This is a genomic window from Mesorhizobium sp. M2A.F.Ca.ET.039.01.1.1 (assembly GCF_003998035.1).
In the GTDB taxonomy this organism is placed as follows: domain Bacteria; phylum Pseudomonadota; class Alphaproteobacteria; order Rhizobiales; family Rhizobiaceae; genus Mesorhizobium.
Map to the genome: position 1 here is coordinate 1 of NZ_RZRY01000485.1, position 4,863 is coordinate 4,863.

Genomic DNA, 4,863 nt, shown 5'->3' on the forward strand with positions numbered 1-4,863 from the left:
GATCGGCATGGCGAAGCCGCCGCATACCACGTCGCCGAGGACGTCATAGGAGACATAATCGACATCGTCATAAGCGCCATTCTCCTCGAGGAAATTGATCGAGGTGATGACGCCGCGGCCGGCGCAACCGACACCCGGCTCGGGGCCGCCGGACTCCACGCACTTGATGCCTCTGTAGCCCACCTTGAGCACGTCCTGGAGTTCGAGGTCTTCCACCGAACCTTCCTGTGCGGCGAGATCCAGGACGGTATCCTGAGCTTTCGAATTCAGGATCAAGCGTGTGGAATCGGCTTTGGGGTCGCATCCTACGATGAGGATTCTCTGCCCGAGGTCGACAAGGGCAGCGAGCGTATTTTGGGACGTGGTGGACTTGCCGATGCCGCCTTTTCCGTAAAAGGCGATCTGACGCAGACCTGACATAATAGCTTTCCTTCCTTCGTTCTAATCATCGCGACTGCCCGCGACACAAGTGCCGATAGGCAGCTCGTGCCGCCTCACACCAAGCATCGCAAAAAGCGTACCAGCGTGATCGGCCGATCCCAGAAAAAACTTTGTCATTAAATTCCAGCCGCTTAGACGGCGGCAAAACGCGCGAACGGGCCTTTCAGGCGTCTGTCACGGACACGACAAAGCCGACACAGATTGTCGTGCGCCATCCAAACCGCCGTGTGTCGAGCTCGAAGCGGGAGAATGGGGAAGTTAGCCCAAAGCTGATGGCGAGACCATCGGAAGACATCGGCTCTTGTCTTTCCAGCCTGCCATTGATCGGGCGGTCGCTGGATGAGCAGGAGCCTGGGGCTTGACCGCGGCGCGGGTAGTTCAGGCAGGCTTACAGAGCGGGAACGCCGGCGGCCGATAGACATCCGCGCTTAACCTTTCATAGCCCGTCTACAAGTTGGTTCCGCCGACGCGCTATATGGAAGCCAAATAATTCAGTAGCTTAGCCGAGAGCATTGATTTTTTCAGAAAGATACGTGTTATACGCGTACGAACCGCCGAACCCATGGTCGGCGCCCTCATGCGCGTGAGACCCCGTTGTGGGCGAGGCTCGCGACTGGCTGCACGATCCTAGCCGGCCTGCTTGCCATTGAGTTTGGTCCCGCCGCGGTAGGCTGCGGCATCAAGGGCAACATCAGCTACAACACTGGCAAGAAGATTATCACGTTCTTGGACAGGAATCTTACTGGGAGACACGCATCAACAGGCGGGCGGGCGGGCTTCGAGAGGTTAGTGTCGCGGCAGCTTGCAGATCTGCCCACGGGGCCGCCACGATCGCAAAGTGTGTACAAAAGCGCCCTCTCTGCCGAACTGAACAGTGCTCACGGCCATAGCCTCGGATGAGCCCGACTGGCTTGACCTCTGCATGATGAGAGCAGCTTTTACACCAGGTGCGCAGCACATGTCTTTAACGAACGCATCGTCTTCAAGAATATAGAGAGCAATTCGGAAAACCGAGTAGTTGGCGGCGAAGCTAGGAGAAGGTATACACCACCCTCTTGTTACCCCAGAGTAGAACGTGCAGCTGCGGCAAGACGCGGGCTTCGAACCACCTGTCGCTGGTCACCTTTTCTACCAGCGATTCCATGCGCATCATATTCCGTCGGACTCGACAGAGACGTCTTCATTACCACGGCGGGGCGGCGTGTGATTGCCGGGTTGCAGACAAACCTCGCCGCGACGTCTTTGGGACGAGTGGTGTCGGCACCGAATCCCTATCATTTAGACTAGCCAGCTTGGGGAGCGCCGTCAGACCGCCAGACCGGAAGAGGAGGCTTCGCGCCAACTTGTGCCAAGAATGTTGGACCGTGCGGAACCGCTGGGGCGGCGCTCAACTCTGGCGCAGGATGAAGCGTCGATTGGGTGAATGAATAGGGCGCGCGTTCGACGGGTAGAGGGAGGCAAATCGCTGGATGTCTGCCGGATCAACGTCAACCGGTTCCATCGCCACCATCCACTCGACGTTTTCGGTGCACGGCGGCGTCGTCAGTGAGCCCTCATAAGTCCAATAGCCAAGCGAGGCTGGCAGAAGCCAGTTGGGATTCACCTCGTCGATCGTCACCTCCCCATTCGGCAGTTCGGGAAAGGCCGCAGCAAGGGCAGCAAAGCTGGCATTTGTCGCGCCGGGCGTTAAAAAGACGCCCAGCACGCCCAGAGTACCACTTTGCGTGTCCTTGTGAACGAAATGCACCTCCATCGGGAAGCTCTTGCCCGCCACGTGATGTTCGCTTGGCGCATGGAAATGGAACTGTACCAGTTCGTAGACACGATCGCTGCGGGTCAGCGTGCTGCCTTGTGGCATATTGATTTGAATGGTGTGGCCGTTGTTCACCATATTGCCGCCGCCCTTGTGCCAGCCGATGGCGATATGCGGGATATCCGCCTTGACCGCGCTGTTGATATTGATCGGCGATTGCTGCGTGCCGGCAGAGCATACGAAATTTTCCTTATCCAGATCAGCCCAGTGCTCCGGTCCGACCGGACCGGTGTACCCCCAATGGGCACTGGTCGCTTGGGCGGCTTGAACGCAAATCCGGCATGCGCCGAGCGCAACCAACCCTTTGATCAGGTGACGACGATACATATTACTTTTGCTCCTCTTGCGAACTGATGTTGGTGGCTGCCCTAATGGACGCGTGATGGCCAATCGGCGCGGCCAGTATTGTCCTTTGCAACTGATAGATGCCCGCATGCCTTGGCGTGCTTTCATAAGTGCGGCTGCCGTTTCTCGGCTGGCCGGCTTCTGCAGCCCGCAACGGGAGCAGTTTCAACCAGCTAAACGATAAAAAATTTGAGCAGACCAGCGCTTGACCCCCGCCGCAAAGGCACAGGCGAAGGTGATCACTGCGCGGCTGCCGTTCGCGCCGGAGGCCGCATCGCTATACTTTACACTCGCTGCCCAAGGAGACGCAGGCGACCCTAATACGTTTTCATCGCTACTCCCGACGCAGCCGACCCACGCCACGAAAACGTTGCTATATTTCACGTTGGGCCAGTGAGGAAATCGATCTTCTTTATGGAAGGCATTTGCGCAATGGATGCATTCCCATGCTGACAGTCGTGCGTCAGGCCGGACAATGAGATACATCGATAAGAGCTGGACAAGGATGAGGGGATGACGTGCTTGCGACGGAGCAGGTGGGGCGAGAAGGCCAGTTCTTGCGGATTTCAACTTTGCGTGACGACAGCTCATCGGAGTCAAGGTGACACACGCCGGCAGCGGGGTGTCCGGGCGGTTTCCAGCCGCACAATCGCGAGACCGCTGACGCGAACAAAGCTCGGCTGTACTCGGCACGCGAAGAGAGCCTGCCAAGCCGTTGGAGCCCGGCCTTCCGGTGCGACGCAAGCCGCAGACTAGACCGCCCTCTTGTTACCCCAAAGCAGAACGTGCAGCTGCGGCAACACGCGGGCTTCGAACCACCTGTCGCTAGTCACCCTTTCGACAAGCCATTCCATTCGCATCATTATTCCGTCCAAGTCGACAGAGGCGTCTTCACTGCCAGGGCGCGGCGGCGTGTGATTGCCGGGTTGCAGATAGATCGGAAGGTGCGGATATCTCGCCGCGACTTCTTTGGCGTAGGCATAGTCACTCTCGTCGAAAACGACGAGCTTGAGCACGATTTGCGGCTTCTCTTGCGCCGCTTCGAGGCATGCATCAAACGCAGCCCAACGGGTGGTCATCTCGCTGGACGGCGGCTTTGGGCTAAGGGTCAGCACGTCAAGATCCGCAAACCACTCCCTCACCACGGAACCCTGCGTTTCCAGTGCAAAACGATAGCCCTCGCGATGGCCGCGTTCTATGAGGGGACCGAACGGCTGAATGGCCGGGTTGCCGCCTGACAAGGAGACCATAACCGGCCTGCCGCCGGAAAGCGCATGGACGGTTTGCCACACGGCATCGATCGGCATCGGTAGCCATTCATGGCGATACTGATTGTCCACCGCGTGAAGGCTGTCGCACCATGAACAGCGATAATCACATCCGCCGGTTCTGATGAACACCGTCGGCAAGCCGATGAGCACGCCCTCGCCCTGGATAGTCGGCCCGAATATCTCGCTCACACGGATTGCGGGATGCATGTCGGTCACGGACGGTATTCCGCCCAAGTTTTCGGTGTTTCGCTAACGCGCACGGCCGCGGTCTGCGGCAGACGTGCCTTGCACCATTCATAGAAATGTCTGGCCAGGCATTCCGCCGTGACCTTCTCATGTCCCAGCACGTCGTTGAGGTGCCGATGGTCGAAGCTCTCGTCAATGTAGCGTTTGAGCGGCGCCAGATCGTGATAGTCGCGCACGAAGCCGTGGGCGTCCAGTTCCTTGGCCGACAGCTCCACTACGACGACATAGTTATGCCCGTGCAGGCGCGCGCATTGATGGTTGGGAGGCAAGGAGGTGAGCTGATGCGAGGCCGAGAAGTGGAATTCCTTGGTGATGTGGAACATTACGCGCGCCTCCTGCGCAGCGCCTCAAGCCAGAAATCGGCGTCCTCGTAGTCGGTGGGATCAGCGTGCCCGGCGAGATGGAACGCTTCGCGCCGCTCGACGCAGGTCCCGCATCGTCCGCAGTGACGCACGCCGCCCTTGTAACAGGACCAGGTCTCAGCAAACGGGGTGCCGTATCTTGCGCCATCCGCAACAATGTCAGCTTTTCCGAGATTCACATACGGTGCATAGAGGCGTATCTGCGCATAGCCGTCGAGCGCGCGGTCTTGCATTGTCTGGAAAGCTTCAATGAAGGCCGGACGGCAATCGGGATAGATGAAATGGTCCCCACCATGCACGGCCGCCGCCACCGCTTCGGCGCTGTGGGCGGCGGCGAGACCGAAGGCGATTGCCAACATGATGGCATTGCGGTTCGGCACCACCG

At 58.8% G+C, this 4,863-nt stretch carries 5 protein-coding genes and 1 pseudogene; all 6 read right to left on the bottom strand.

The annotated features are described in order from the left end of the window. On the bottom strand, positions 1-420 hold a 420-nt coding region (locus EOA24_RS27435), incomplete at its 3' end, for an AAA family ATPase (protein ID WP_145992546.1). Positions 421-1,471: 1,051 nt separating this feature from the next. Then, positions 1,472-1,668, bottom strand: a pseudogene (locus EOA24_RS43340) (7-carboxy-7-deazaguanine synthase QueE); the annotation flags it as partial. A gap of 160 nt (positions 1,669-1,828) precedes the next feature. Continuing rightward, a complete protein-coding gene (locus tag EOA24_RS27445) occupies positions 1,829-2,581 on the bottom strand; it encodes a carbonic anhydrase (RefSeq protein WP_126063825.1) in 753 nt (250 codons plus the stop codon). A 770-nt stretch (positions 2,582-3,351) separates the two neighbouring features. Next, a complete protein-coding gene (gene queE, locus EOA24_RS27450) occupies positions 3,352-4,077 on the bottom strand; it encodes a 7-carboxy-7-deazaguanine synthase QueE (RefSeq protein WP_164752747.1) in 726 nt (241 codons plus the stop codon). A 5-nt stretch (positions 4,078-4,082) separates the two neighbouring features. After that, a complete protein-coding gene (gene queD / locus EOA24_RS27455; protein ID WP_126063824.1) occupies positions 4,083-4,439 on the bottom strand; it encodes a 6-carboxytetrahydropterin synthase QueD in 357 nt (118 codons plus the stop codon). Continuing rightward, a partial coding sequence (locus tag EOA24_RS27460) for a 7-cyano-7-deazaguanine synthase (protein WP_133374632.1) occupies positions 4,439-4,863 on the bottom strand: 425 nt, incomplete at its 5' end. The genes EOA24_RS27460 and queD, both read right to left, overlap by 1 nt.